This is a genomic window from Vreelandella sp. EE27 (genome assembly GCF_968206495.1).
This window is the reverse complement of sequence record NZ_OZ309109.1, coordinates 817926-844601: the sequence shown is the minus strand read 5'-3', so window position 1 is coordinate 844601 and position 26676 is coordinate 817926. Positions and strand designations below refer to the sequence as shown.

Annotated in this window: 22 protein-coding genes; 13 read left to right on the top strand and 9 right to left on the bottom strand. The window is 60.5% G+C overall.

The annotated features are described in order from the left end of the window. Window positions 1–39: 39 nt before the first annotated feature. On the bottom strand, window positions 40–912 hold the full coding sequence (locus ACWHVV_RS04020; RefSeq protein ID WP_447928194.1) for a LysR substrate-binding domain-containing protein: 873 nt from the start codon (window positions 910–912) through the stop codon (window positions 40–42). A gap of 118 nt (window positions 913–1030) precedes the next feature. Here ACWHVV_RS04020 and ACWHVV_RS04015 point away from each other — a divergent pair, with 118 nt between their 5' ends. Further along, window positions 1031–1909 (top strand): DMT family transporter, encoded by an 879-nt coding sequence (locus tag ACWHVV_RS04015; protein ID WP_447928193.1) that lies wholly within the window; start codon window positions 1031–1033, stop codon window positions 1907–1909. A 133-nt stretch (window positions 1910–2042) separates the two neighbouring features. On the opposite strand, the gene ACWHVV_RS04010 is transcribed toward ACWHVV_RS04015, so the two are convergent. Both ACWHVV_RS04010 and ACWHVV_RS04005 read right to left on the bottom strand, forming a co-directional pair. Continuing rightward, window positions 2043–2828 carry an RsiV family protein gene (locus tag ACWHVV_RS04010; protein ID WP_447928192.1) on the bottom strand — a complete coding sequence of 262 codons (786 nt, stop codon included), beginning with the start codon at window positions 2826–2828 and terminating at the stop codon, window positions 2043–2045. A 281-nt stretch (window positions 2829–3109) separates the two neighbouring features. Continuing rightward, window positions 3110–4543, bottom strand: coding sequence for a hypothetical protein (locus ACWHVV_RS04005; protein WP_447928191.1), 1434 nt, complete (start codon window positions 4541–4543; stop codon window positions 3110–3112). A gap of 314 nt (window positions 4544–4857) precedes the next feature. On the opposite strand from ACWHVV_RS04005, the gene ACWHVV_RS04000 reads away from it, so the two are divergent. From ACWHVV_RS04000 to ACWHVV_RS03990, 3 genes are all read left to right on the top strand, one after another. Then, window positions 4858–5235, top strand: coding sequence for a septal ring lytic transglycosylase RlpA family protein (locus ACWHVV_RS04000; RefSeq protein WP_447928190.1), 378 nt, complete (start codon window positions 4858–4860; stop codon window positions 5233–5235). A 217-nt stretch (window positions 5236–5452) separates the two neighbouring features. Beyond that, window positions 5453–6457: an NADP-dependent oxidoreductase gene (locus tag ACWHVV_RS03995; RefSeq protein ID WP_447928189.1), complete on the top strand. Its 1005-nt coding sequence runs from the start codon at window positions 5453–5455 to the stop codon at window positions 6455–6457. Window positions 6458–6743: 286 nt separating this feature from the next. Next, window positions 6744–9257 (top strand): glucose/quinate/shikimate family membrane-bound PQQ-dependent dehydrogenase, encoded by a 2514-nt coding sequence (locus ACWHVV_RS03990; RefSeq protein WP_447928188.1) that lies wholly within the window; start codon window positions 6744–6746, stop codon window positions 9255–9257. 288 nt (window positions 9258–9545) lie between these two features. Here the strand turns inward: ACWHVV_RS03990 and ACWHVV_RS03985 are convergent, their stop codons facing one another. After that, a complete protein-coding gene (locus ACWHVV_RS03985; RefSeq protein WP_447928187.1) occupies window positions 9546–11597 on the bottom strand; it encodes a TonB-dependent receptor family protein in 2052 nt (683 codons plus the stop codon). Between the two features lie 222 nt (window positions 11598–11819). Between ACWHVV_RS03985 and ACWHVV_RS03980 the strand changes: the two genes are divergently transcribed. Then, entirely contained in the window at window positions 11820–11993 is a 174-nt protein-coding gene (locus ACWHVV_RS03980; RefSeq protein WP_447928186.1) for a YqaE/Pmp3 family membrane protein, read from the top strand. Window positions 11994–12067: 74 nt separating this feature from the next. Here the strand turns inward: ACWHVV_RS03980 and ACWHVV_RS03975 are convergent, their stop codons facing one another. Both ACWHVV_RS03975 and ACWHVV_RS03970 read right to left on the bottom strand, forming a co-directional pair. Beyond that, window positions 12068–13333: a dicarboxylate/amino acid:cation symporter gene (locus ACWHVV_RS03975; protein ID WP_447928185.1), complete on the bottom strand. Its 1266-nt coding sequence runs from the start codon at window positions 13331–13333 to the stop codon at window positions 12068–12070. Between the two features lie 139 nt (window positions 13334–13472). Beyond that, window positions 13473–14300 carry a helix-turn-helix transcriptional regulator gene (locus ACWHVV_RS03970; protein ID WP_447928184.1) on the bottom strand — a complete coding sequence of 276 codons (828 nt, stop codon included), beginning with the start codon at window positions 14298–14300 and terminating at the stop codon, window positions 13473–13475. A gap of 101 nt (window positions 14301–14401) precedes the next feature. Here ACWHVV_RS03970 and ACWHVV_RS03965 point away from each other — a divergent pair, with 101 nt between their 5' ends. Together ACWHVV_RS03965 and ACWHVV_RS03960 are read left to right on the top strand one after the other, a co-directional pair. Beyond that, entirely contained in the window at window positions 14402–15565 is a 1164-nt protein-coding gene (locus ACWHVV_RS03965) for an MFS transporter (RefSeq protein WP_447928183.1), read from the top strand. Window positions 15566–15832: 267 nt separating this feature from the next. Beyond that, the gene (locus ACWHVV_RS03960) at window positions 15833–16039 is read left to right on the top strand and encodes a cold-shock protein (protein ID WP_447527937.1); all 207 of its coding nucleotides are present in this window, start codon (window positions 15833–15835) and stop codon (window positions 16037–16039) included. 135 nt (window positions 16040–16174) lie between these two features. On the opposite strand, the gene ACWHVV_RS03955 is transcribed toward ACWHVV_RS03960, so the two are convergent. Further along, complete coding sequence (locus ACWHVV_RS03955; RefSeq protein WP_447928182.1) at window positions 16175–17023, bottom strand: putative RNA methyltransferase; 849 nt, start codon at window positions 17021–17023, stop codon at window positions 16175–16177. Between the two features lie 37 nt (window positions 17024–17060). Further along, window positions 17061–18005: a DMT family transporter gene (locus ACWHVV_RS03950; protein ID WP_447928181.1), complete on the bottom strand. Its 945-nt coding sequence runs from the start codon at window positions 18003–18005 to the stop codon at window positions 17061–17063. A gap of 97 nt (window positions 18006–18102) precedes the next feature. Between ACWHVV_RS03950 and ACWHVV_RS03945 the strand changes: the two genes are divergently transcribed. Beyond that, a complete protein-coding gene (locus ACWHVV_RS03945; RefSeq protein WP_447928180.1) occupies window positions 18103–19038 on the top strand; it encodes a LysR substrate-binding domain-containing protein in 936 nt (311 codons plus the stop codon). Window positions 19039–19055: 17 nt separating this feature from the next. Here the strand turns inward: ACWHVV_RS03945 and ACWHVV_RS03940 are convergent, their stop codons facing one another. Continuing rightward, a complete protein-coding gene (locus tag ACWHVV_RS03940) occupies window positions 19056–19787 on the bottom strand; it encodes an XRE family transcriptional regulator (RefSeq protein WP_447928179.1) in 732 nt (243 codons plus the stop codon). Window positions 19788–19919: 132 nt separating this feature from the next. Between ACWHVV_RS03940 and ACWHVV_RS03935 the strand changes: the two genes are divergently transcribed. The 5 genes from ACWHVV_RS03935 to ACWHVV_RS03915 all read left to right on the top strand — a co-directional run bounded on the left by ACWHVV_RS03935 (window position 19920) and on the right by ACWHVV_RS03915 (window position 26537). Then, window positions 19920–23087, top strand: a complete 3168-nt coding sequence (locus ACWHVV_RS03935; RefSeq protein WP_447928178.1) for an MFS transporter — start codon at window positions 19920–19922, stop codon at window positions 23085–23087. Between the two features lie 343 nt (window positions 23088–23430). Continuing rightward, window positions 23431–24174: an HpcH/HpaI aldolase family protein gene (locus ACWHVV_RS03930; RefSeq protein ID WP_447928177.1), complete on the top strand. Its 744-nt coding sequence runs from the start codon at window positions 23431–23433 to the stop codon at window positions 24172–24174. Continuing rightward, on the top strand, window positions 24174–24971 hold the full coding sequence (locus ACWHVV_RS03925) for a carbon-nitrogen hydrolase family protein (protein ID WP_447928176.1): 798 nt from the start codon (window positions 24174–24176) through the stop codon (window positions 24969–24971). The genes ACWHVV_RS03930 and ACWHVV_RS03925 overlap by 1 nt, the downstream gene beginning before the upstream one ends. 4 nt (window positions 24972–24975) lie before the next feature. Further along, window positions 24976–26061, top strand: a complete 1086-nt coding sequence (locus ACWHVV_RS03920) for a C4-dicarboxylate TRAP transporter substrate-binding protein (protein ID WP_447928175.1) — start codon at window positions 24976–24978, stop codon at window positions 26059–26061. Next, a complete protein-coding gene (locus ACWHVV_RS03915; RefSeq protein ID WP_447928174.1) occupies window positions 26058–26537 on the top strand; it encodes a TRAP transporter small permease in 480 nt (159 codons plus the stop codon). The genes ACWHVV_RS03920 and ACWHVV_RS03915 overlap by 4 nt, the downstream gene beginning before the upstream one ends. Window positions 26538–26676 lie beyond the last annotated feature (139 nt).

Here is a 26676-nt window from a genome sequence, read left to right as displayed (position 1 = left end):
GACGCCTAAATCCTTATGAGTAAAACGCTGCCCCTAACCTTATAACGCTTCGCCAATGGCCGCTAGCTGTTCGCGAATTAACTCTCCCAGCCGGCGGGCAGGCTCGGTGGGCCGATGCGGCGCGCGGTGCAGGGCAAGCTCGATGGAAGGAAGCGTGGGCAGCCCACTCGACTCGTCCAGCGGGCGAAGCGAAGGTGTGAGCATGCTGCGGGTCACCACCACCACCGCAAGACCAGCGGTCACGATCGGCGCAAGCCCGGCCATCGACTGGCTGGTGTAGGCCACGCGCCAGTCGCGCCCCGCCGCCTGCAGGGCCTGCTCGGCCACTTCGCGAAACACGTCCGCGCCGGGGGAATAAAGCGCCAAAGGGATCGGGTCGCTCAAAAGTGGCTGCTGGTTCATGCCCACCGCCCATAAAAGCGGCTCGCGCCGGATCACCTCGCCGCCCGGCGAGTTACGTTGGCGCGTGACCAGCGCCAGATCGATGTCGGCATTTTTGACCTGCTCCACCAGGTGCGCGCTGGTTCCACAGATCACCGTCAGCCCCACCGCCGGATAAAGCTGGTGAAAGTAGGCGAACACCGACGGCAAAAGCGAGGCGTAATCCTCGGGAATGCCCAGGGTCAGATCCCCGGTTACCTGGCGGGCCTGCATATCGCTAAAGGCTTCGTCGTTCAACGCCAGCAAGCGCCTGGCGTGGGCTAAAAGCCGCTCCCCTTCCTGGGTAAAGCGTAGCCGCCGGCCTTCCCGTTCATGCAGCGTCAAATCCAGCTGCGCTTCCAGGCGTTGCAGCTGCATGCTGACCGTGGACTGGGTATAGGCCAAGCGTTTGGCCGCCGCGGTGACGCTGCCGGTGTCGGCAATGGCCACCACCGTGCGAAGCAGCGACAGGTCAAAAATGGGTGCGCGCATATATCACCACTATTGATAGGTATCATCACTAAAGATCGATATTGTGATGTTTCACTAAGGATTATGCTTATCACCACTGACAGAAGGCAAGGTTTGTTTATATAGAAGGAGCTGCTCCATGCAACGCGTTCACACCCCCGTCCTCCCCTCTCGCGGATACAGTATCGGCGCCGCCCTCATCGCGGTCGCGCTCTGGAGCGTAGCACCGCTGCTGGCGGAGATGGCGCATACGTCGACACCGCTACAGTTGACCGCTTTGACGCTTTTGGCCGGGGCGCTTGCCACACTGCCGCTGAGCCGCAAGACCGGTGTGAGCACGTTGAGCATGGGATGGCGCATTAGCGTGTGGGTGGGCGTACCACTGCTCATTCTAGGCGCGGTGAGCAGCTACTTTATCGGCATGCGGCTGGCCCCGGCAGCGGAAGCCGCGCTGATCACTTACACCTGGCCGGTGCTTTTCGTACTGCTTAGCCAGTACAGCCGCTTCAAGAAACTGCGCATCGAAGGCGTGATCGGCGCGTTGATCGCGTTTTCCGGCGCCTCGCTCTTGTTGCTGCCCCAGGCCATTAGCGGCGGGCTGGGTGGTGAAGTCACCGGCTACGCGATCGCGCTGTTATCGGCATGCTGCTGGGCGCTCTACTCCTGGTTCGGGCAAACCGCCCCGGTCGCGCTGACTCCGCTTCTACCGCGCCTTTTATTGATTGCCTGCGCCCTGGCCACCGGCGCGAGCCTGACCCTTGAAGCCAACCTGACCCTGCCAAGCGGCGAAGCGCTACTGGCCGGTATCGCATTGGGCCTTGGGCCTTACGGCATCGCCATGGTCGCCTGGGACAAGGCGCTGCGCTGGGGGCATTCGAGCCTGGTCGGCAGTCTGGCCTACGGCGTGCCGATTCTCGCCGCGCTGCTTTTGGTATTGGCCGGCATGAGCGTACTCGACTGGCGCCTGCCCACCGCCGCCGTATTGGTCGTGGTTGGCTGTCTAAAAGCGGGCCGCTAATCAAGGCACCTTCTCTTACTCGGCGAGCCCAAAACACGCCTTTCTATCAACAAAAAAACCGCCACGACAACGTGGCGGTTTTTCGTTCTGCCCTTCAAGGACCTCTGTTAAACGCCAGAGACGCTACCCCGGCTTACTGATCCAGATAGCGCGGCTTGGCAATCCCCTCGAGCGCGTCGAGCGGAATTTCCAGTTCTGGCTGGCCCACCGCGTAGGGGGCGATCTCGTAGACGTCGAACTTCACCACCCAGTGATCCTCCATGGGCGCGACGTTGCGATGATCACTCAGCGGCCAGTTGGCGGCAAAGGTGTCGTCCTGGTCGATGTCGCTCAACCAACGCTGATGCGCCTCGCCTACCAACTGCTCGAAGGCGGCCTCGCGACCGTCGATCAGCATGTCGTCCAGGCCGACCGTGCGCGCCTGGCGCTCATCGATCACCATGAACTCGGTGGCGGGCAAGCCATGCGCCTGACCGTTGAAGTAGGCGTCGCTATTGAGTTCGATGATCAATACATCGTTGTAACGACCCACGACATCGGCTTCCAGCAACACCTCGCTGGCGCCGCCATCGGGCATGGGCATACCGTGGCGGTTTGCCTGCTCGAAAAAGTCGTTGGCGTAGCCTGCCCAGGTGGGTGCGGACGCGCTGCCCTCGACCGGCGTATTTGCGCGCTCGCTCGGGGCCAGCGCGATCAGGCGGCTGCGAAGCTCGCGAGTAAGCCCTAGGGACTTGGGGAACTCGAGTGCGGAGACGCGCACCTGGGCGCAGTTCTCGCCTTGACACTCGGGCGCGACGAACTGCTTCTCCTGGGCCAGCGTTACGATGGCGTAAGGCTCGACCGGCGCGTTTGGATGACTTTGGCAGCCGGTAAGTACCAGCGCGGCCGTGGCCAGTACGCCCCCTGTAATACGTTGCATAGTAGATCCCTTTTGAGTTCTATCCTTGTAGCGTCGCCGGTCACCATTCAATAACCGTAGCGACCCTATAAATGTAAACGCCCTTGCCGCACAAAGCGAACAAGGGCGTTACGGAGAGCCAATGAAGGCTATCGACGCTTAGGCTCTGTCTGAAAAGTGTCTGCGCTCGACAATACAGCGTTAAAAATGGGCTCAGAATGCTCATTTACTCGGTGTAAACTCCGCTTCTTCGCCAATTTTTGCCTTGTCTTGCCTTCGCTCGCCGGCTTTTCAGACAGACCCTAGGCGTCCGGCTGCATCTCGGTGGGCTCGGCCTCGAAGGAGAGCTCGAACAGACCGCTGCCATAGGAGCTATACCCGCGGGCGTGCACGGTGTAGCGTCCCGGCAAAAGCGATACGTCGAGCAGCGCGTCGGTTCCACCACCGCTGTCGTCATCGGTGTAGGAAACCCCATCGCCGGTGAGCTCCAGGTAGGCGTCGAAATCCGTGGAGTCCATGGCAATCGTCACCGCCGAGCTCTCTTCCAGCTCGATCTGATAGAGCACGTCTTCGCCGCTGTACCAGCCGTTGAGCGTTTCGCCGATGCCAAGGTCGCCACCGTTTTTAAGTTCGACGTCGTCGGGTAGCTCGCTGCTTTCTACTGAAAGCGAGAAAAGCCCCCCACTCCCGCTTTCATAAGGCGTGCGCGCGGTAATCTGATAGGTGCCCGGCGCCAAAAAGTCACTCAACCGAGCGTCCAAACCGTCGCCGCCGTCGTCGTTTTCACGGTAGTAGCCGCTTTCGTCGCCAAGCTCCAAAAACGCGTCGATATCGTCAGACGTCATATCGATCTGATAGATACCCGCCTCTTCGATGTCGAGCGTGTACGCCAACGGCTGGTCGCTGTACCACCCGTTGAGCGTTTCACCCGGCGCGATCGGGCCATCGTTTCGAAGCTCCCCGGCTTGAAGGTCACTAGCCTCGGCGGTCAGCGTGTACATGCCGCTGCCCGAGCCGTAAGTCTGTGCCCTGACGGTATAGTCCCCCGGCGCCAGGAAGTCAGCGATCTGCGCATCGAGATTGCCGCCGCTGTCGTCGTCTTCACGCTGGTAGCCGTTCGGGCCTTCGATGGTCAGATAAGCGTCGAAATCCTCCGAGCGCATATCGATCTGGTAAAGACCTGCTTCCTCGATGGTGAGGGTCACGACCTCCTCCCGGCCCTGCAACCAACGATCCGAGGGCTCACCCATCGTGAGCGTATCGCTCTCGCTTAGCTCGACGGTGCGCGGGTAGAGCGTGAACGGGCCGTAGCTGCTGGCGTCCTGGCCACTCACGACCACGATGTAATCGCCGGCTTCTTCAACGCGGTAGCGCAGCGTCTCGGCGCTATCCAACAGTTGCAGCTGGTCGTCATAAAGCGAAGTCACCCCTAAAAGCGCCCCGCTCAGGCTCAGTTCGACAAGGGTGTCTTCTTCAAGCGACAGCGCATAGCGCATCGAGCGGCTACCGTCCTTGCCATTGAGCTCGGCGCTTGATGTGAGCTCGCCGCGAAGGCGCTCATCGAGGGTCAAATGATCGAGCCCGCGAAGCGCCTCGGGCCCCTGCTCGGTCTCGGACGCCTCGGGTTCGGGGTCGGAGACAAGATCCAGCCCTGGCACGACCTGGGCGATCAAAAAGCCGGCCAGGGCGCCGCCTAAAACACCCACTACGAGCGTTAACGAAGAATTATTAGCCATGAGATACCCTTTTAGGACCACTATTCGAGTGCGAAATATAGTCGCATAGCTTTGCTTACATGACACCTTACTTATAAAGCGCGCAGCCATTTTTTTAATCGCGGGCCAACGCCTATCCCCTTGATGAATGGGGCGCTTTAACTGACTGATCTCACTTAAAGAGTGCTCCATTGAACTAAAATCGTAACTTGGGGTACATCTTCGCCGAATATCGCAAAGCTTGCTGAATGTAAACCAGGGCGGTAACATTCCCGGGCCTATCAGGCAACTTTCCAAAAGAATGCCGGATCGACATTAATAGCTGAGGTACTCCAATGGGAGCCCATGCAAGAACCCTAAAGAAAAGCCTATTCGCGGTTTTATTGAGCATCGCTTCAAGTAGCGTCCTGGCCCAGGGCGTCGATCTACAGGGAGGCGAGGCCTCGTTTTATAGCGACCGTTTCCAGGGAGCGACCACCGCCAGCGGCGACTCTTTCGACCAGCAGGCGCTGACCGCCGCCCACCCAAGCCTTCCCTTTGGCAGCAAGGTACTGGTGACCCGCCCGGATACCGGCCAGGAAGTCGAAGTACTGATCAACGACCGCGGCCCCTTCGTTCAAGGCCGGATCATCGACCTTTCCAAACGCGCCGCCCGCGAGCTAGGCATGGTGCGCCGCGGTACGGCACCGGTGATGCTCACACTGATCAACTAGCCGCCCGCCGAACTCAACGGCTAACGCACCCACCCTCGTGCGCTACCCCTTGGGTTAACCCATTATTTTAAAAGACCTTCTCGCTACAAAGCGGCCCGCCATCGGGCCGCTTTTTTAATTCATGAGCGATTGGCGAACTAGCGCCAGTACTTATAGTCTTTAATGGTACCTGGCTTAATGTCAGCTTTTGAATCGACCTATCCAGCAGGAGGCGACGATGCAGTCACGCTATTTTACGTTGACCGATTACCCGCAAGGGCTACCCAGCCGCGAGCTTTTCAAGCTGGAAACCGAAGAGCTTCAACCCCTCGGCCCGGGTGAAGTGCGCATCCAAAACCACTGGCTGTCCGTTGACCCCTACATGCGCGGGCGCATGAGCGGCGTGCGTACCTACGTTGCGCCTTTTGAGCTTGGCAAGCCCATGGAAGGGGGCGCGATCGGCGAGGTCATCGAATCCAACGATGAGAAACTGAAAGCCGGCGATAAAGTCAGCCACATGGGTGGCTGGCGCGATGTGGCCCAGGTGCCCGGCGAAGGCGTTACCAAGCTGCCCGATCACGACGTTCCCGACCAGGCCTACCTGGGTGTGCTGGGCATGCCGGGCATGACCGCCTGGACCGGCCTTAATCTGATTGCCGAGTGCAAACCCGGCGACAACGTGCTGGTGAGTGCGGCCAGCGGCGCAGTAGGCTCGCTCGCCGTGCAGCTCGCCAAGGCCAAGGGCTGCCACGTGGTGGGCATTGCCGGTGCGGCGCACAAGCTCGCCTGGCTCGAATCGATGGGTGTCGAGCCGGTCAGCTACAAGGATCGCACCGCCCAGGAACTCAGCGACGCCATCAAGCTTGCTAGCCCCGAAGGCATCGACGTCTACTACGAAAACGTCGGCAGCACCTGCCTTGAGGCCGCCCTCGATCAGCTCAACGAAGGCGCGCGGATTGCCGTGTGCGGCATGATCGATAGCTACAACGAGCGCAAACCCGGCCACGGCCCGGGCAACCTGTTTCAGATCGTGGCGCGCAGGGCGAAAATGCAGGGCTTTATCGTGGCCGACCACTGGTCCAACTACGGCTACTTCCTCAACGAGGTGGCGCCGCATGTGGCCGAGGGCAAATTCGACTATCAGGAAACCGTGGAAGAGGGCCTCGAGCGCACGCCGGACGCTTTTTTGGCACTTTTCGAAGGCGGCAATACCGGCAAAATGCTGGTCAAGCTGACCGACTAACGCCCTCTTTTTAACCACTTTTTCTTCCCGCCTGCCAAGGCCGCCGCCCTCGAGCGGCGGCCTTTTCTTGTGAAAAGAGCGTTAAACTCGTTCGACCAATAGCGAATTGACGCTTAAAATACGACGTCCTCCAACGCGCGCTAACCCATTGACCCTATCGATGATTGCCCCCTATCGGTGATTGACCCTATCGATAATTGACCCTATCGATGGGTTAGCGCACGTCAAGAAGGTTAGCCGGCCTTGGTGTCCGCTAACCGCTAAAGCGTTATCACAAGGGAATTCTATGAACGATAAAAGACGCGCCCGCAGCCCCTGGCCGGGCCTATTGCTGGGTGTTGTACTGGGCATCGCGGGGATGGCGCTGGCCATCGGCGGCGTAAAGCTGCTCAGCCTGGGCGGTAGCGCCTATTACTTGATCGCCGGTATTAGCGTACTGGCCACCGGCTTACTGTTGGCACTGCGCAAAGGCGCCGCGCTTTGGCTTTTTGCCGCTACTTTGCTGGCCACGCTGGTCTGGGCGCTTTGGGAAGTGGGCCTTGACTGGTGGCAGCTGGTACCCCGCGTGGCGATTCCCTGTTTGATCGCGATCATTATGCTGCTGCCCTGGTGGCGCAAGCCGCTCGATTCTCGCGGCGGAAGTCTGGCGCTGACGCTTGGCGTCGTTGCCTCCATTGGCGTGGCCATTGCTAGCCAATTCACCTCCCCCGGCGTTGTGGAAGGCAATCTGGCCGAGAACCGCTCGAATGGCGACATCAACCCCGCCCAGGTAGCCGGCGATGACTGGCCCGCTTATGGCGGCACCAATGCCGGCACCCATTACTCCTCGCTCGATCAGATCACGCTCGACAATATTGGCGAGCTCGAAGAGGTATGGCGCATTCAAACCGGCGACGAGCCCGGCCCCAACGCGCCGCCGGAGATCACCAACCAGAACACGCCGCTGAAGGTGAACGACGCGCTGTATATCTGCACCTCGCACAGCCGCGCCGTGGCACTGTCGCCGGAAACCGGCGAAACCCTGTGGCAGTTCGACCCCGAGATCAGCACCATGGGCGCCGAGAACTTCTCCGGCTGGGCCCACATGACCTGCCGTGGGCTTGCCTATTATGACGCCGCCAACTACGCCGGCGGCGAGTCCGACGAAAGCGCCACCGAGACCAGCGCAGAAGCAGCCGGCTCTTCGGAGCTTTACGCCGATGCCAGCGCTTTCGCCGTCGACGTGGCGCTGCTCGAAGAACTGGCGGGCTCTACCGGCAGCGAGCCTTCCCTGCTGCTTAGCCAGACCGATGTCATGTGCCCGCGCCGGCTCTACCTGCCCACCGCCGATGCCCGCCTGATCGCGCTGAACGCCGATACCGGCGAGCGCTGTGCCGGGTTTGGCGACAACGGCGAGGTCGATCTGACCCGCAATATCGGCGGCTTCGATCCGGGCGGCTACTACTCCACCTCCCCTGCTACCGTGACCGAAAACCTGGTGATTCTGGGCGGCCACGTGACCGACAATAGCTCCACCGACGAGCCTTCCGGCGTGATCCGCGCCTTTGACGTGCGCACCGGCGAGCTGGTCTGGAACTGGGACAGCGGCAATCCGGAAGAGACTCAGCCGATCGCCGAGGACGAAACCTACACCCGCAACTCGCCCAACGTCTGGCCGCCGATCAGCGTCGATGAAGAACTGGGACTTGTGTACCTGCCCATGGGCAACGCCACACCGGACCAGTTCGGCGCCAACCGCACCGAGAACGACGAAACCTACAGCGCCGGTCTCGTGGCGCTGGAGCTCGACACCGGCCAGGTGGCCTGGGTCTATCAGTTCGTTCACCATGACCTTTGGGACATGGACATGCCCGCCCAGCCGGTTCTGATCGACCTGGCCACCGCGGACGGCACCCAGCCCGCGGTGATTCAGCCCACCAAGCAGGGCAGCCTTTACGTGCTCAACCGGGAGACCGGCGAGGCGATCGTGCCGATCGAGGAAATTCCCGTTCCGCAAGGCGCGGTAGAAGGCGACTGGACCGCCGAAACCCAGCCCCGCTCGGCACTGAACCTGCTGCCGGCGCCGCTCACCGAGCGCGACATGTGGGGCGCCACCCCGTTCGACCAGATGATGTGTCGTATTCGCTTCAACTCGCTACGCTACGAAGGCCAGTACACGCCGCCGTCGCTCGAGGGCAGCATCGTCTACCCGGGTAACGTGGGCGTGATGAACTGGGGCGGCGTGGCCATCGACCCGCAGCGTCAGGCACTGTTCACCGGCGCCAAGTATCTGGCGTTCGTCTCCACCCTGGTACCGCGGGACGAAGTCGAAGGCGAACAGGGCTCGGCCAGCGAACAGGGCCTTCAGCCTAACGCCGGTGCGCCCTACGCCGTCGAGCTCGGCCCGCTGCTGTCGATTTTCAACCTGCCCTGCCAGGCACCCTCCTGGGGCGACGTCGCCGGTATCGACCTGCAAAGCGCCGAGGTCGTCTGGAAGCATCCCAACGGCACCACCCGGGACAGCATGCCTTTCGGCCTGCCCATTGGTCTGCCGGTCGGCGTGCCGGCACTTGGCGGCCCGCTGACCACCGCCGGCGGCGTGACCTTCATGAGCGGCACGCTGGATCAGTACCTGCGCGGCTACAACCTGGAAACCGGTGAGGAGGTCTTCAAGGCCCGCCTGCCCGCCGGCGGTCAGGCCACCCCGATGACCTATACCGGCGCCGACGGCCGCCAGTACGTGGTGGTCAGCGCCGGCGGTCACGGCACCTTCGGCACCAAAATGGGGGATTACGTGATCGGCTACGCGCTGCCCGAGTAACCCCCGCCTGACCGGATGCTTCATCCGGTCGTCCTCCACCAAAACGGGCAGCCCTTGGGCTGCCCGTTTTTTAGTGCAAAGCGCGGCTTGCTACTCATTCGCGTCTCGGGCTGCCCGTAGCGGGGGTCTTTCGCCAGGGATGGCGAAAGTAGCGTACAAGGAGGTATTCACAGCGCCCCCGCGAAGGGTAGCCCGAGACCGCACCCAGGCTGGCATCTGTTGGTTCAGTCACCGAAAATGGGCAGCCCCAGGGCTGCCCATTTTTACTTTAACGACCGGCCTGGCTGTCTAGAACGCAAGCTCCACGCCGCCGTAGACGCTGCGCCCGGGGGCCGGCTCATAGTAGCGCGCGTAGGAGCCGTTCAGGCGCACGTTGGAAAAGTGCTCCCGATCGAAAATGTTTCTAAGCCCGACGAAGGCGTTGAGCCGCGAGCGCTCGTCGAGCTGCCAGCCGTCCCCCACCCGCAGGTTCACCAGCCAGTAGCTGTCCGCCTCGACCTCGTTGGCGTTATCCGCTTTCAAGTCACCGATGTACTCGGTCTCGAGGGTGGCAAACCGCTCGTTTGCGCCTTCCCAGGTCAACTGGCTGATCCAGGTCTGCTCCGGCAGACCCGGAATCCGGTTGCCGTCGAAGCGCTCAGAAGGCGTGGCAAACTCATCGAAGGTGTAGCGGGCAAGCGTGAGTGCGCTGTCCACGCGCCACTGGTCCAAAAACTGCCAGCCAAGCGAGAGCTCCATGCCGTCGCGGTCGGTATTACCGGCGTTTTGGTAGAACGTGCGCCCGCCCTCGTCATAAGGCACCAGCTCATCGCGCACGCGCACTGAAAAGAGCGCCAGGTCGTAATCCAGCGCCAAGGGCGCCACGTAGCCGCGCAGGCCCACTTCGCGATTCCAGGATTTTTGCGGCTCTACGCTTGGGTTGAAGCCGCCGCCGCCGGCGGGGTTAGCGAACTCGGCAAAGGTGGGCGTCTCGAACGCCGTACCGGTATTGATGTACGCCTGATGCTGCGGGCGGTAGCGGTAGCTAAGCCCGGCGGAGCCGCTCCACTCGTTGAAGGTCTGGTCGCCGCCTTGGTCGCCATCCGCGAGAAAACGGTCATCCACCTCGAGCTTGACTCGATCGAAGCGCGCGCCCAGCGAAAGCGTCAGCGCCTCCGAAAGGCCTAGGTCGCCCTGAGCGAACACGCCGGTCGAGGTCGCGGTCTGCTTTTCATCATTGACCTGCTCGCCGACCGCACCGCTTGAACCGACGTCGTTACGAAAGCGGTCGTCCTTTTGGCGGGCAGCGTCCACGCCGACGATGTAATCCAGCGGCAACGCGCCCAACTCTACGGAGTGGTGGTACTCGGTGCTCACCCCCATGTAGTCGCGCTCGTAGCCCAGGCGGCTGTCACCCACGTAGGGGAGCTGCTGCTCGAAATCGCGTTGGGCGTAAAAGCCCTTGATGTAAAGCTCGCCCGGGCCCGCGCTCAAGTCCTCGTACTGCAAACCGACCATCTGCTGGTCCACGTTCTGGTGGGCATCCAGGGCATTCGCGTTCGGCGCGGCCTGGTCGCGACCACGAGCGACCTCAGAGGCGTTGAGCGCCCCCGGGTCTTCCGAGCGCGGATTTTCCAGCAGGTTGACGATGGCGGTCAGCGCGCGGTCGCTACCCAGTTCCCGGCGCAGCTTGGCGTTGAGCAGGTACTTTTCGGTAGAGCTCTGATCGCGGTAGCCGTCCACATTCAGCCCGGAAAGGCTCACGTGGTGCGACCAGTCGCCGTTTTGGCCACCGTTTTGCAGCGAAAGCTTCTGGTAGCCATCGCTACCCGCCTCGACGCGCACGCTCGAGCCCGGGTTGGTCCGGCCATCGGCGGTGGTGATATCGATCACCCCGCCGGCGGCGTTGCCGTAAAGTACGGATGAGGGCCCGCGAATGACTTCGATACGCTCGGCACTGTCCAGGTCGATGGCATCGAGCTGGGCCTGGCCATCGGGGAGGGTGTAGGGAATGCCATCGACGCGCACGGTAATACCCCGCACGCCAAACGGAGCGCGGGCGCCAAAGCCGCGAATGGCGATGCGCTGGCCCTGGGCGAAGTTATCGCGGTTTTGCACGAACACCCCAGGCACGCGAACGAGGGACTCGTCCAGACGTACGCGCTGCTGCCCGCGGCTGATCTCGTCACCTTCCAGCGTCGAAACCGCGGCGGGGGTGGCGTAAAGCTCCCGCGAAAGGCGCGGGGCGCTCACTTCAAGCGTAGGGAGCGCGGTGGCCTCCGATGCGGGGGCCTGGGCCAGAGAGGGGCTCGTAGCCACGGCGCTTGCAAGCATAACGGAGGAGGACAACAGCTTATTCATGGCATCTCATCGTGGTCGTACGGTAAAAAGGCAGAACCCTTACGAAAAGGTAGCGCTTATTGTAAACCGAGACTGCGCTTTGAAAGAAACCGGCAAGGCCGCATAAAAATTAACGCAAAATATTCGCTGGGCCGAGCACCGGTCACTACACTTGTGCAGATAGCCAGGTAACAAGCCGCTATTTTTTTAAAAGCACAGGTTGATAAGCACAGGAGGCTTACCATGGCATTGACCGCCACAGACCCCATCAAGATGCTGTTCGCTATACTACTGCCCCCGCTGGGCGTATTTCTCGAAGTCGGCCTCAAAGGTCACTTCTGGCTGAACATTCTGCTCACCCTGTTCGGCTTCATTCCGGGCATCATCCACGCCTTTTACGTCATATTGAAGTACTGACTCACCCCGTTTAAACGTATCAAACGACAAGGGCGCCTTTCGGCGCCCTTGTCGTTTTCAAACCCATGGCCTTGTCATGTTCGTTCCGGCGCAGGCGCCTCAGAGGCCTGAGGTTCATCGTGAAGGGTCTGGCCTTCGCTGCGCGCTATCAGCGTCGTACCCGCTAAATCGCCGGTGACGTTCAGCGCGGTCGCGCCCATGCCCACCAGCGCATCGATGGCGGTCAAAAGCCCCACCACCTCGATTGGAAGCCCCACCTGGGTGAACACCGTCGAGATCATGATGATGCCCGCGCCGGGCACCCCAGCGGTGCCGATCGACACCAGCGTACCGATCAAAACGATCTGCACCATGCTGGCAAAATCGAGCGGCGCACCGATCACGTTGGCGGCGAATACCGCAGAAATCGCGATGCGAATGGCCGCGCCATCCATGTTCATGGTGGCGCCCAGCGGCAAGCTAAAGCCGTAAATGCTTTTCGAAATGCCCAGCCGATGCGCCGCGTTCACGGTCAGCGGCAGCGTGCCGGAACTGCTTTGGGTGGCAAACGCCGTGGCCATGGGGGTTCGCGCCTCGCGGAAAAACGTGCCCAGACGCACGCCGAAAAGGCGCATCGCCACGCAGTAAAGGGCGAGCTGCACGGCAAGCGCAATGTAGAGCACCACGACCATATCGCCCAGCGCCAGCAGCGTATCGAGCCCCTGCTGGCTTACGGTGCCCGCCACGATAGCGAATACACCAATCGGCACGTAGTGTAAAACCCCCGCCATCACCTTGAGCGTGACCTCGTTCAGCGCCTCGATCACCCCGTAAAGGCGATCGCCCATCGCTTGTTGGCTCGGGGACTGGCGCATTTTCAAAAGCGCGATGCCAAACACCAGCGCGGTAAAGATGATGCCCAGCATGTTCAACTCGGTGAAGGCGCCAAACATGTTGTTGGGTACGATATTCAGCAGGGCATCCACCACGCCGGGGTTATCCGGCACCGAGAAACTCATGTTCTCCTCGGGCGTGGTGTTACTGCCGGGGCTGAAAAGCGACGCGACGGCCAAACCCACGATGATCGCCAGCGCCGACGAGGCCAGATAATAGAGCAGCACCTTGCCGCCAATTCGCCCAACGCTGCCCTCCTGGGACTGATTGATCCCGACCATCAGCGTGAACAGCACGATCGGTACGATCAGAAAGGTCAGAAGGCGCAGCAGCAGATCGCCCAGCGGCGCCAGCCAACCGGCCAGCGTCTCGCCGCCGAAAAGGCCCACCGCGACCCCTAACACCAGCGCAATGCTGACGCGCAAAATCAGCGAGGTGCGCATATAGCCGTTTAACAACGCTTTCATAATCCCTGCCTCGGTAAAAAGAGTGTTTGGGTGGTTGCCCAGCCAAATGCCGCCTTATATGGCGTTCGCCTACGCCCAACACAACCCTGCCCGCCCCGTTAGCGGCCCACGGCCTGGCAGCGAGTATAGACACTATCGGCTAACGCGCCGTTAGCCAATCATCCAGCGCGGGATCCTGAGCCGCGTAATACACCAGGCGCAGGTGGCGGTCTTCGTCGATCGTCAGCGAAATGTGATCAACGTCCACCGCCCCAAGAGGTGCTACCTGCAGATGGCGCACGCCCAGGCAAGGCCCGTGGATATCCTGACCTGGCCACAAGGCCCTGAAATCCGCATCCACCTGCTCGAGCGTTTCGACCAGCGCGTTGATCGCCGGGTCCTTTGGCGCACGGGCCATGTCGCGCTTGAAGCTGGCAAGCATTTGGCGCGCCTGGTCCTGCCAAGGGCAGAAAAGTGCACGTACCGCGGCATCGGTAAACAGCAGCCAGAGAAGATTACGTTCAGGCCCCGCGTGGCGCGAAAAGCCAAACAGCGCATCGGCGGCGGGGTTATAGGCCAGCACGTCCCAGCGCAGGTTGAGCACGTAGGCCGGGCGATGGGTTAAATCCTCCAGCAAGCGGTGCACTAAAGGCGGCACCTGACACCAGGTTTTGCCGGGCTCAGAGGGCAGGCGCTGGTGGGCCAGTAAAAAAAGATGGCGCCGCTCGGTCGCATCGAGCTTGAAAATACGCGCCAGCCGCTCGAGAAAATCGCTCGAGGCGCGGATATCGCGCCCCTGCTCCAGCCAGGTATACCAGGTCAATCCCACGCCAGCAAGGGCTGCGACTTCCTCCCGGCGAAGCCCGGGCGTGCGTCGCCGCACCCCGCTCGGCAGGCCTACGTCCTGCGGGGTTATCTGCTCGCGGCGGCTCTTGAGAAACTCGCCAAGTTCCGGATGGCGGCGTTGTAGCGAACGGGTCTGGGCCACGCTGTTGCCTTTAGTAATAGTATAAAGGGTTAAATTGTACCCCTTTAAAGAGCTCGCCAAAATAGCGCCGTTCACGACCACCGCGCTATATGGAGAGCTCAATGACCCCCTCTTATCGACTATCCCTTTACCTGATCGCCCTGGGCGCGTTTGCCCTGGGCATGGCCTCCTACGTAACGGCGGGGCTGATACCGCTGATCACCCAAGCGTTTGACGTATCAGACGCGGCAGCCGCACAGCTGGTGACCGCCTTTACCCTGGCCTACGGGTTAGGCTCGCCGCTGGTGGTGGCGCTGCTACCCGGGCGCTGGCAGCGCGAAGGGCTGGTTAGCGCACTGGCCGTTTTTGCGCTGGCCAATGCACTAAGCGCGCTGGCCGAAAGCTTTACCGCACTACTGGTATGGCGGGGCGTTGCCGGCGCGGCGGCCGGGGTTTATCTGGCGATGGGGATCGCGGCGGTAGCGGCGCTTGCACCCGACACACAGCGCGGCAAGGCGATTGCCGTGATCATGGGCGGCATGGCAAGCGGCACGGTGCTGGGTGTGCCGCTAAGTCTTGTACTGGCAAGCCAGTTGGGATGGCAGTTCGCGCTCTGGCTCATCACCGCACTCGGCGCCATCGCCTGGGCCGGGCTCTATTTCCAGCTACCCACACTTGCGACCCCGAACGCCGTCTCGCTCGTGCGCAAACTCGCCCTTTTGAAACACCCCACCACCCTGGCCATTCTGGCTGTTTCGCTGATGGCGGCGACGGCGAGCCTAGGCATGTATACGTTTATCGCGCCCTTTTTGGCCGCCCCTGCCTTTGGCGAAGTCTCCTCCATTACGCTCTATCTTTGGGTATGGGGTTTGGGGGGCATCGCTGGCAGTTTTCTGGTGGGGCCGCTGGCCGACAAGTACCGGGAGGCCAACGTCACACTGGTGATCATGCTGCTTTTAGCAACCGCGCTTTTGGCGTTTCCCCTTACGGCCTCGCAGCACCCCTGGCTTGCCCTGGCCCCCATCGCGTTATGGGGCGCAGTGGGCTGGGCGCTACAGGTACCGCAGAACAATCAGCTCATGACGGTAAGAGAGGCCACCGGTGACGCCAACCTCGCGGTGGCGCTCAACGAATCGGCCCTGTACCTGGGAAGTGCTATCGGGGCGGCGCTTGGCGGGCTGCTACTCTCCCATGCGCTACCGCTTTGGCTACTGGCGGTAAGCGCCGCCGCTTTCGCCGGGACGGGCGCGCTATTGCAGCTGTTCGTTCGCCGCCGCACGGCTTGAATCGTGCGGTTTGAAGGGGCCGAACAGGCATAAACCGAGCGGCGCGAGGCGAAGATTCACAGCGGGGATTATAAAATATTTGCAGAAAGGCTTTGACGCATCGGTCGAATCATGACACTGTGTCGTCAGTTGGTTAGCAAGCAGCATGGTTTCAGAAGCGTACGATCTTTTCGGCAGCCTGATAGTGTATTCCTTGTTTCACCCGCTACTTCCTCTGGGTAATACCAGGAACTTTACGACAGCGCATTTGCGCGAAAGGATTTAAAAATGGCAACTGGCACAGTTAAATGGTTTAACGACACTAAAGGTTTCGGTTTCATCGCTCCTTCTGACGGTGGCGACGACCTTTTTGCACACTTCTCCGAAATTCAAGCCGACGGCTTCAAAACCCTGCAAGAAGGCGCTAGCGTCTCTTTTGACGTTACCCAGGGTAAGAAAGGCCTTCAGGCTTCTAACATCAAGCAGACTTCTTAATCGTTTAGATTAACTGCTTGAGCGGATTTCGATCCGCCCCCTCAAGGCCCGCTTATGCGGGCCTTGTTGCGTTTGGGGTTACCCCAATGCTGTCTAAAAAGCCGTAAGCGCGTACTTTTCAGACAGCATCGATTCTCAGCCTTCCTTTACCCACTTGATCACACGCACATCGACCGTGACGGTGAGTGTCTCTAACGCTTGCGCCCGCGTACGCCCTTCCACGCTTGCGCGGTAAAGATGCGGGGTCATGGTCAGCAGGTCGCCAATCATACTTTGATCTTCGAGCGTCACCGAATAGCGAATCGACTCGACGCCGCGGGCGCTGAATCCGGCCGGCGTGTCAGGCTCGCCTTCGCGCTCGGGCTTGAGACGCGGGTAGATAATATCGCGTAGCTCGCGAAGATGATCCGGCCCCGCTTCCACCTGCAGCCATACCCCGCCGGGTACCAGCACGCGCGAAAACTCCGGGGCTACGGGAAAGCCGAACATGCACAACAGCCGGTCGATGGTGCCGTCCTGCAGCGGCAGGTTCGCGTTACTCCCCACCAGCCAGCAGCTTTTATCATCGCCCCGGCTCTGTTTGGCTGCTTGAAGCACCGCCCACTTGGAAATATCGAGGCCGACCCGCTCGAGCGCTACCTTGCCGGCCGAGCCCGCCAGCGCACGCAGGTAGTAGCCTTCGCCGCAGCCGGCGTCCAGGCAGCGCAGCGACTCGTTAGACACGCCCTCGAACACCGCCGCGCTCACCGCATCGGCAATGCCCTGATAATACCCCGCACTTAGAAAACGCTGGCGCGCCGCCACCATGGCCTTGCTGTCGCCGGGGTCGGTGGAGCGCTTTTGCTGTACCGGCAGCAGGTTCACGTGGCCCTGTTTGGCGATATCGAAACTGTGCCCCGCCGGGCAGCGCAGAGCGCCCTCATGGCGGGTGAGCGGGTGGCCATCGAGCGGGCAGGCCAGCGATTCGAACGGGGTGGTTAACATGAAGGCTCTTGAAGGCAGAACGTCGAGGGCGGCACCATCAGCCAGGCGAGCGCATGACCAGCACGATGCCCAGCAAAATGACGCCGCCCCCCAACAGAAAATGGATACTCAGCGTTTCATCGAGCAGTAGCGTACCAAAAATCACCCCAAAAAGCGGCGCCAGAAACGAGAAGATACCCAGCTGCGATGCGCGGTAGCGGCGCAGCAGCGAAAACCACAGCAGCAGCGCCGCCACTGAGATGATCAGCGTCTGAAAGCCAAGGCTCCATAGCGCCATCGAGGTCCATCGAGCGCTGGTCAACTGCCCCGAGAGCGCCGCGACGGGCAACAACAGCAGCGCCGTGACGCCGAGTTGATAGCTCAAGGTCAGCTCCGCCGGGGCCTCGGACAGTGAACTCTTACGAATGACGACCGTGGTCGCCGCCCAGCAAAACCCGGCCAATAGACCCAGCATATCGCCGAGTAGTATCTCGAGGCCCAGGCCCTGCCCAAGCCCCGGCGCCAGGGCGATCACCATGCCCAAAAAGGCCAGCCCCACACCCCACCACTGGCGCACGCCGAGTTGCTCGCCGGGCACCCAGGCGTGCAACCCCAACGCGGCGAAAATAGGCGCCGTATAAAGAAACACCGACATATGCGAGGCAAGCGTGTAATCGAGCCCCCAGGCCAGGAAAGCGAATTCGCCGGTAAAGCCAAGCCCTACCAGCACGCCGGGGCGCCAATGGCGGCAAAACGCCCGGCCTTGCACGCCCTTCCAGTACGCAAACGCAACCACCAGCAGTGCCGCCCCGGAACAGCGCAGCGCAATTTGCGCCAGGGGTGATATATCCTCAGCCACGCCTTTAATGGCGACCTGCTGAAATCCCAGCACCACGCAAAAAACCAGCATGAGCGAGGCCGCCGCGCCACCGACGCGACGGCGCTCGACAGGGCTATAGCATGTGTAATTACTTGAGTCATCAACCACTTCCTGGCGGCTCATAGGGCGTCTCCCTTACAATGAAGACGCCATTGCAGCAAGAAGCGTTACCCTCTACAAACGATTAGTTGTCAGGCCTGGACTCAGGAAAACTCATGCCATGAGAGTCGAGAGATTACCCCTCAATGCCCTGCGCGCCTTTAACGAGGCCGCCCGAGAGCAGAGTTTCAAGCGCGCGGCGGACAAGCTCGGCGTGACACCCGGCGCCGTTAGCCGCCAGGTCAAGCAGCTCGAGCAGCGCTTGGGCGTCGTGCTGTTCGAACGCCATGCCAGCGGCATCAAAGTGAACCAGGCGGGGCAACGGCTAGCCCAGGAGGTGCAGGCAGGGCTTTCGCGCATTGCCGGCGGTGTCGAGCAGATCACTCAGCCCGCCGATGGCGCCTTCGAGCTTTTGATCAGCGCGCCTCCGTCGCTTTTGCAGCTTTGGCTGCTGCCGCGCCTGCCGGCGTTCGAGGCCCGCCAGCAGCAGGTCAACGTATCGCTGGACGCCGATGCGCGCCAAACCGAGCCCATGTGGCTTCCCAACCGGGCTCGGCTAGCCTTGCGCTACGGCCAGGCGCCCTGGTCCGGGGTCGAAAGCACCCACCTTTTCAAGGATGTGCTCTTTCCGGTTTGCTCCCCCGGGCTTCTTGCCCAACATCGCATCGAAACACCCGAAGACCTGCTGTCGCAGACCCTTTTGACGGTTGAATGGCAAACGTTCGCCGATAGCCCCATCCCCGGGTGGCACGACTGGTTTCAACAGGCGGGGGTAACGCAGCCGCCAATCTCCCGGCAGCGCCACTACTCTCTCTACAGCCTAGCGCTGGATCAGGCGATTGCGGGTCAGGGCGTCGTGCTGGCAAGCTATCCGCTCATCAAGGACCGCTTGAAAAGCGGCGTACTGGTGCGCCCTTTCCAGGCGCGCTACCCGCTCACCTCGCGCCTCTCCTACTCCCTGATACGGCCAGCGAGTGGCGAGCCGCCACCCGCGGTGGCCCAATTTTGCGAGTGGCTCCTTGCCCAGGCCGCCCTGCTTGAGACACCGACGCCTTGACCCTGGCCCATTGCGACCTAGCGGGCGTAGTGCTGAAACAAGCCGTGCTGCCACTGGCGCACCGCCAGCACCGAGGTCGTGCCAAAGCGCTGGGTGATGGGCAGCGCCTGCTCGCGCTCGCACAGCGCGTGAAACTCCTTGGCCAAACGCTGCATGATTTGCTGCCATTCGCTGTTGCCCGCCCGGGAAAGCAGCCCGTTGAGCACCAAAAGCTTTTCGCTTTCGCTGTTAAAGCGCGAGCGAAAGAACTCGTTGGCGATATGCTGCTGAAAAAACTGCTGGATCGGCCCGTTCGGGCGCCAGTGAAAGTGCGGCGCAACCCGGCGTTTGATGCGATTGCCCGGCAGCAGCTCGATCACCCCCAGCCGCTCCAGGCTCAAAAGATGGCGGGTACACTGCGCTTCGCTTAGCTGGTACTGGCGGTGTATATCGGTAAAGCTATAGCCGTTGAGCACGCACACCGCGACCAAAAAGAGCTCCTGGTCGTCGGCGATACACTGCTCCTGGGCGTGACTCAGCGCCTGCAAGCGGTGGGTATCCGCCTGCATGGTCTGGACCAGCTCGCTGAATTCGAGCGTCAGGTGCTCACAGATACACTCGAGCCGCGCCAGGGTGATATGGCGCTCGGCGAACAGCCGTTTGACCGACGCCTCGCTAAGCGAAAGCCACCCGGCGACATCGGCATAGGTTTTCCCCTGGGCGCGCAACTCACGCTTCAAGGCGTCGATCAACGAGGCGGTTTGTGACATGACGGGCTCTCCTTAAGTATCTTATAACGATACTTAAGCGCGCACATAACGCAACCCGGGGTTAAAAGGTTGCGTAATACGCACCTATAAAGGACAGTTCGATGACTTCGAGACGACAAGGCTGATTTTCCCATGCAACGTGTACTGCAAACAAAAAATGCCTGGCCCTACCTGGTCGCGATTTTTCTCAACGCTTTTGTCGACCTCGGTCACAAGATCGTCATCCAGAATACGCTGTTCAAAAGCTTTGAGGGCACCACCCAAATTGCCCTGACCGCGCTGGTGAATGGCTTGATTCTATTGCCGTTCATTCTGCTCTTCACCCCGGCCGGTCACGCGGCGAACGCCTTTCCCAAAGTGCGGGTGCTGCGCCTCTCGGCCTGGGGGGCGGTGGCCGTATCATTAGGGATTACCGCCGCCTACTACGCCGGGCTTTTCTGGCTGGCGTTTGCCATGACGCTCTTACTGGCCATTCAGTCCGCGTTTTACTCGCCGGCCAAGTATGGCCTGATCAAAGGGCTTTTCGGCAAGCAGCGCCTGGCCGAAGCCAACGGCGTGGTCCAGGCGATCACCATCACGGCCATTCTAACCGGTACCGTGGCGTTTACGGCGCTGTTCGAGCGGTGGGCCAGCGCCAGCGCCAACCCGGGGCAGATGCTCACCAGCGTTGCCCCGCTTGGCTGGCTTTTGGTGGTCAATAGCGTGATCCAGGCGCTGCTGCTCTACCGCCTGCCGCTGGACTCACCGGCCAAGCCAGCCACCGAAGACGAGACCCAGCGCCCCATGGGCGGGCGCACCCGCTGGCGCAACCTGAAGGTCGTGGCCCGCCAGCCGGTACTTCGCCTCTCGATCATTGGACTCGCCACGTTCTGGTCGGTCGGCCAGGTACTGCTTGCCGCGTTTCCCGCCTACGCCAAGGGCGCGCTGGATATCGACAACACTCTGGTACTGCAGGGCATATTGGCCGCCAGCGGCGTGGGGATCGCGCTGGGCTCGATGCTGGCCAGCCGTTTTTCGCGCAACCGTATCGAAACCGGGCTGATTCCGGTGGGCGCGCTTGGCGTGGCGCTGGGCCTTGGCTGCCTGCCGCTACTGTCTACGCCGCTGAGCCAGGCGCTCAACTTCGTATTTATCGGCACCATGGGCGGGCTTTTTATCGTGCCGCTGAACGCACTGATTCAGTTTCACGCCGACGAGCGCGAGCTTGGCACCGTGCTGGCCGCCAACAACTGGTTTCAAAACCTGGCCATGCTGGGCTTTTTGATCATCACCGCGCTGATGGCACTGGCCGGATTCGACAGCCGCTACCTGCTGCTACTGATTGCCGCCGTAGCGCTTTTGGGCGGCGCCTATACCGTAGTGAAACTGCCCCAGAGCCTGGTGCGCTTCGTGCTAAGTTTTTTGCTCACTCGCCACTACCGCGTGCGGGTTCAGGGGCTGGAGAACATGCCCTCCCAGGGCGGCATACTGCTGCTGGGCAACCATATCAGTTGGGTGGACTGGGCGATCGTTCAGATCGCCTCCCCCCGCCCGGTGCGCTTTGTGATGCTTAAAAGCGTGTACGAGCTCTGGTACCTGCGCGGCTTTTTGAAAGCGCTGGGCTGCATTCCGATCGAGCGCGGCGAAAACGCCACCAAGTCGCTGGAGCGCGTTGCCGAGCAGCTCAATGCCGGCGAGGTCGTCTGCCTTTTTCCGGAAGGTGCCATTAGCCGCACCGGCCAGCTGGGCGAGTTTCGTCGCGGCTATCAGCGTGCCTGCGAAATGGCCAACCCGGACGTCAAAATCGTGCCGTTTTACCTGCGCGGGCTATGGGGCAGCCAATTCTCACGCTCATCAAAAAAGCTGAAAACCTTGCGAAGCGCCCCCCTCCACCGCTCGGTGATCGTCGCCTTCGGCGAGGGGCTTTCAAAGGATACCCCCGCGGATGTGCTCAAACGGCGCATTTTCGATCAGGCGACCCGCTCCTGGCAGCACGCCGTGGAGGAGTTCGCTACCCTGCCCGACGCCTGGATCCAAAGCGTCAAGCGCCGCCCGAGCGAACTAGCCCTGACCGACACCTCGCGCCGCACGTTGACCGCCGCCCAGGCACTGGGTGAAAGCGCGATGCTCGCCAGGCGATTAAAAAAGCGGGCCTCGGCAGCACCGTTAGGGCTTTTACTACCCAGCAGCAATGAGGGCGTGCTGACCACCATGGCCGCGCTCATGGCGAATAAAACTGCGGTCCACCTCGACGCCACGGCCGGTCAAAAGGCACTCGCCCGCCAACTTGACCAGGCGGGTATCACCACGGTCGTCACCTCCCGCGCGTTTGCCGGGGAACTTGCCCAGCGCGGGCACCCGATAACGACGCTATTGGCCGGCACCGACATCGTCTATTTGGAAGATCTAAAAACCGGCCGGGGCGAGCGCGCGCTCACCTGGCTTGGCATACGCCTGCTGCCCACCGGCGTGCTGCGCCGTTTACTCAGCCGCGCACACCGCCCGGACGCCACGGCGGTGATCGTCTTCAAATTAGAGCGCACCGGCGCGCTCAAGGGCGTGCAGCTGAGCCACCGTAACCTGATGGCCAACGTGGGCCAGATCTCCGATGCGCTCAATACCGAGCACAACGACGTCATGATGGCGCCCTTGCCGCCGCATCAGGCCTACGGCTTGACCGCGACGCAGTTACTCGCGCTGGTGGAAGGGTTGCCGCTGGTGTGCCACCCGGACCCGGAAGACGCCGTCGGCATCGCCAAAGCCGTGGCCAAACACCAGGCGACGATTCTTTGCACCAACGCCGCCTTTTTGCAAAGGCTTACCCAAAGCGACGATGTGCATCCGCTCATGCTGGACAGCCTGCGCCTGGTAGTGGCGGGCGGCGACACCGTTAGCCCCGAGCTGCGCGACGCTTTCGAGCGTAAATTTCGCAAGCTGATTCTGGAAGGCTACGGCGTAACGGAAACGGCGCCGGTGGCCACGGTCAACCTGCCCGACGCGCTGGATACCAACTACCTGCAGGTACAGCGCGGCGCCAAGGTAGGCAGCGTCGGCATGCCGCTGCCCGGCACCAGTATCAAGATCGTCGACGCCGAGAGCCTCGAAGAGAAGGCCACCCGGGAAACCGGCACCATACTCATCAGCGGCCCCCAGGTCATGCAAGGCTACCTGAACGACGAAGCCGGCACCGCCCGGGCGTTTCACGAACAGGGCGGCCACACCTGGCTTGTCACCGGGGACAGCGGCTACCTGGACGAAGACGGTTTCTTGACGCTCTCGACAAGTGCTCAATCGCTATCTCCTGAGGGCCAGCCCCGTTGAAACAGTCGACTGATAAAGCGCGCTAGCAAAACCAGCCAAAGCGGTAGGCGCCGAATGGGCAGATACTGCGCCCCGTCCCTACCGCCTACCCTGACATTGGCCAGTTGCCTCCGACATATAGACAGCTCCGTTCCTGCCTTTCCTGCCTTTTGGACGTAGATCTTACGAGTTACACAATTTTTTCTTCGTATCTTTTTTCCAGCTTTTATAGGCAATTACTTCCCGTTTTACCGTTCACTCTTTCCTTACGGTGTACTGGCTCTATTGACTAAAAACTGTGTATATTTTATTTATACTTCATGTATACACAGAAACAATGATGCACAGCAACCGAGGTAAGACGATGAGTAAACCGAGTTTAAGCATTTGGCTAACAGAGCCTTCGACGGCCGCGGTAGAAATTGCCCAGCTGGCCGGGTACGACACGATCGTTCTGGATGTCGAGCATGGCCTGTTCGATCTCGCGGCGCTGGATTGGCTCATTCCGTCCATTAGGGCCCGAGGTATGCGCGTTATCGTAAAAGTACTAGGTCCGGAGCGCGGCCCCATTCAGCAAGCACTCGATTTCGGCGCCAACGGCGTGGCGATCCCGCATATCGAGTCCGCAGAGCACGCCAAACAGATCTGTGGCTATGCAAAGTTCCCACCGCTGGGTGATAGAAGCTTTGCTGGTGGTCGTGTCTCCGGGTATCGGGGCTTTTCAGATGACTGGCTGACCACACAGGACACCGAGTACCAGTGCTTTCCCATGATCGAGGATGGCAGCGCCTTTGACAGCGTTGAAGACATTCTCGCCCTCGAGTGTGTCGATGGCATCTTCATTGGTCCGTCAGATCTCAGCATGCGGCGAGGCCGTGGGGCCTACAGCGTAACTGAAGGTGATCTGGACGATATCCGCCACCTTGCGCGGGCCGCCCGCAAAGCCAATAAGCCGTGGGTGTTACCTGCCTGGAGCGAGGCCGAGCGTCAGGTAGCCATCGAGGAGAAAGCCGCCATTATCGTGCTGACAATGCAGTATGGCGCGCTACTAAATGGCTTTAGCCAAGCGCTGTCTGACTTCAATAAAATGGAAGAGGAAACGCGGTAATGTCTTTGATATCTGCTGTTATTCAATACGCCCCAACGGAAAATAAAGCCGATAACCTCGCGACGATAGAGAAGCTCTTGTACCAAGCGGCAAGTCAAAAGGTACGCCTTGCCATACTGCCCGAATACGCCATCTATACCGTTCCCAAGATGGACGACCGCTTCGTCGAAAATGCCGAACCCCTGGAGGGGCCAAGCCTGACACGACTAAACGAGCTCTCCAGCGAGCTGGGGATCGCTGTGGTCGCGGGTATCAACGAAACGGCGGGGGGTGGGCGTATCCACAATACGCTGGTAGCGATGGATAAAGGCAAGATCCAGGCCGTTTACCGGAAGGTGCATCTTTACGACGCCTTTGGGTATCGCGAATCGGATAGGGTAAACGCCGCGGCTCCCAATAACGGCTCCGTGTTCGAAGTAGACGGCTACACCATCGGCATGCATACCTGCTACGACCTTCGCTTTCCGGAAACGACCAGGGCGCTGGTCGACCAGGGCGCCAACGTAGTGGCGCTGCCCGCCGAATGGATCCCGGGGCCGCTCAAGGAGTACCACTGGAATACGCTGATTCGCGCCCGTGCCATCGAGAACACGATTTATGTATTGGCGGCGGATCAGTGCGCCCCTACCGGTTCTGGTAATAGCGCTATTGTCGACCCGATGGGAATCGCCTTGAGCGCGCTGGGCGAAGCAGAAGGTGTCGGCGTTGCCGAGCTTACCGCCGAGCGGCTAAGCGCCGTACGTGCCGTTAATCCCGCACTCGAACTACGCCGTTTCAAAGTCTCGGCAATGGAGTAGGCCCATGCCCATCCAAACGACAAATACAAAAGCGGTTTTGACCACTTTAACGGTTTTGATGGCCGGCGCGCTCGCCGGCTGCACCCACGGCGACGCAGACTATGTGCTCCATTACAGCACTTACTCGAGCGCCAACTCCGATCAGTCAAAAACCGTGCAGCGCTGGGCCGAGGAGATAGAAACCCTGACCGATGGCAAGGTCCAGGTCGAATTTCACTATAGTCAAAGTCTGATCGGTGCCGACTCGGCGCTTCAGGCGACCCTTGACGGGCGTACCGACTTGGCTCAGGTCGGCTCGATGTATGCCGCCTCGGACCTGCCGATGTACACGGTGACGGAACTGCCCTTTGAAACCCAAAACCCCAAGGCGCAAATGCTCGCGATAGAGCGTCTTTACCAGGAGAACCCTACTTTTAGAGAAGATTTCGAGCGCCAAGGCGCCAAGCTGCTTTTCCCGCTGCCGCTGGGCGCCGTCGTACTCGGCTTGAACGAACCCGCCGAAAGCCCGAACGCGTTAAGCGGACGCTCGATCAGATCCGGCGGGCTTACCTCGGAAGTGCTCTTAACGGCCGACGTCAACCCGGTGGCCATGACCGCCAACGATATTTACGAGTCGATGGAGAGAGGCATCATCGACGGATACTCCGCGATTGCCGCAGCCAATTTACCGGCCTTCAGTCTTTCCGAGGCGACGCCTTATCTGGTCAATCCCGGTATTGGTACCTTTGCAAGCTCTATCGTGATCATGAATAACGAGTTATTCGATTCGATGCCGCCCGATTACCAAGCGGCGATCGAACAGGCGTCCGCCAAGAGCATCAATATAGGGCTCGAGGAGATGGACGCTGCTGGCGACGCGGCCTGCAACGACCTTTTGGCATCCAACGCCGCGCTCTCACAATTCTCCGACGAGCATATCGACCGCTGGAGAGAGCAGGTCGATATCGCCTCGAACTGGGTCGACCGCTACACGCGCAGAAGCTACGACGCTCAATCCGTGCTCAACGACTACCGGCGCATCATCGATGAGGAAGAGCGCAACACGTCTTACGCGGATCCCTTGTTAAGCTGCATGGAGAGATCGGGATGAAGACATCCAACGTTACTCATAAAATAGCGTCATCATTGAGTATGGCGGCGGGCTTGCTACTGCTGGCAGTGATTCTATTGACGGTGTCCGATGTTTTCTCACGCAATGTCTTTGGCGCTTCTATTTTGGGCACCGTGGAGATATCGAGCCTGCTGCTGGTCACCATTGCGTTTCTGGGGTTGGCCTCGGCTGAAATCGATGGTCGCCACGTGGCCGTCAACCTTATAGAAGCGAAGCTTCCTCTTGCTTCAAGAAAAGTACTCATCGTGGTTCGCACACTACTGTTAGTGGCTCTTTTTTTGATCGTTGCCTGGGGGCTATTTAACGTTCTTTTATCCGCTATCGACCGGCAAGAGACGACCAACGGTATTTTAAGACTCCCCACGTGGCCAGCGAAACTCGTCCTGTTCGGATCTTTCTCTTTTTACTTTGTCGTCGCCATACTAACGAGTATTAGTGAGTTCAAAGACAACTAACGAAATAACAACATGAGACTTTTAAAGCATTCAATAAAAACGCACCAGCATTCTAAAAGCAACGCCGATTAGAAGTACGAAATTTTAAGAGCAAATATCGTACTCGTTAACAAACTATAATATCGACTCTACAGGATAA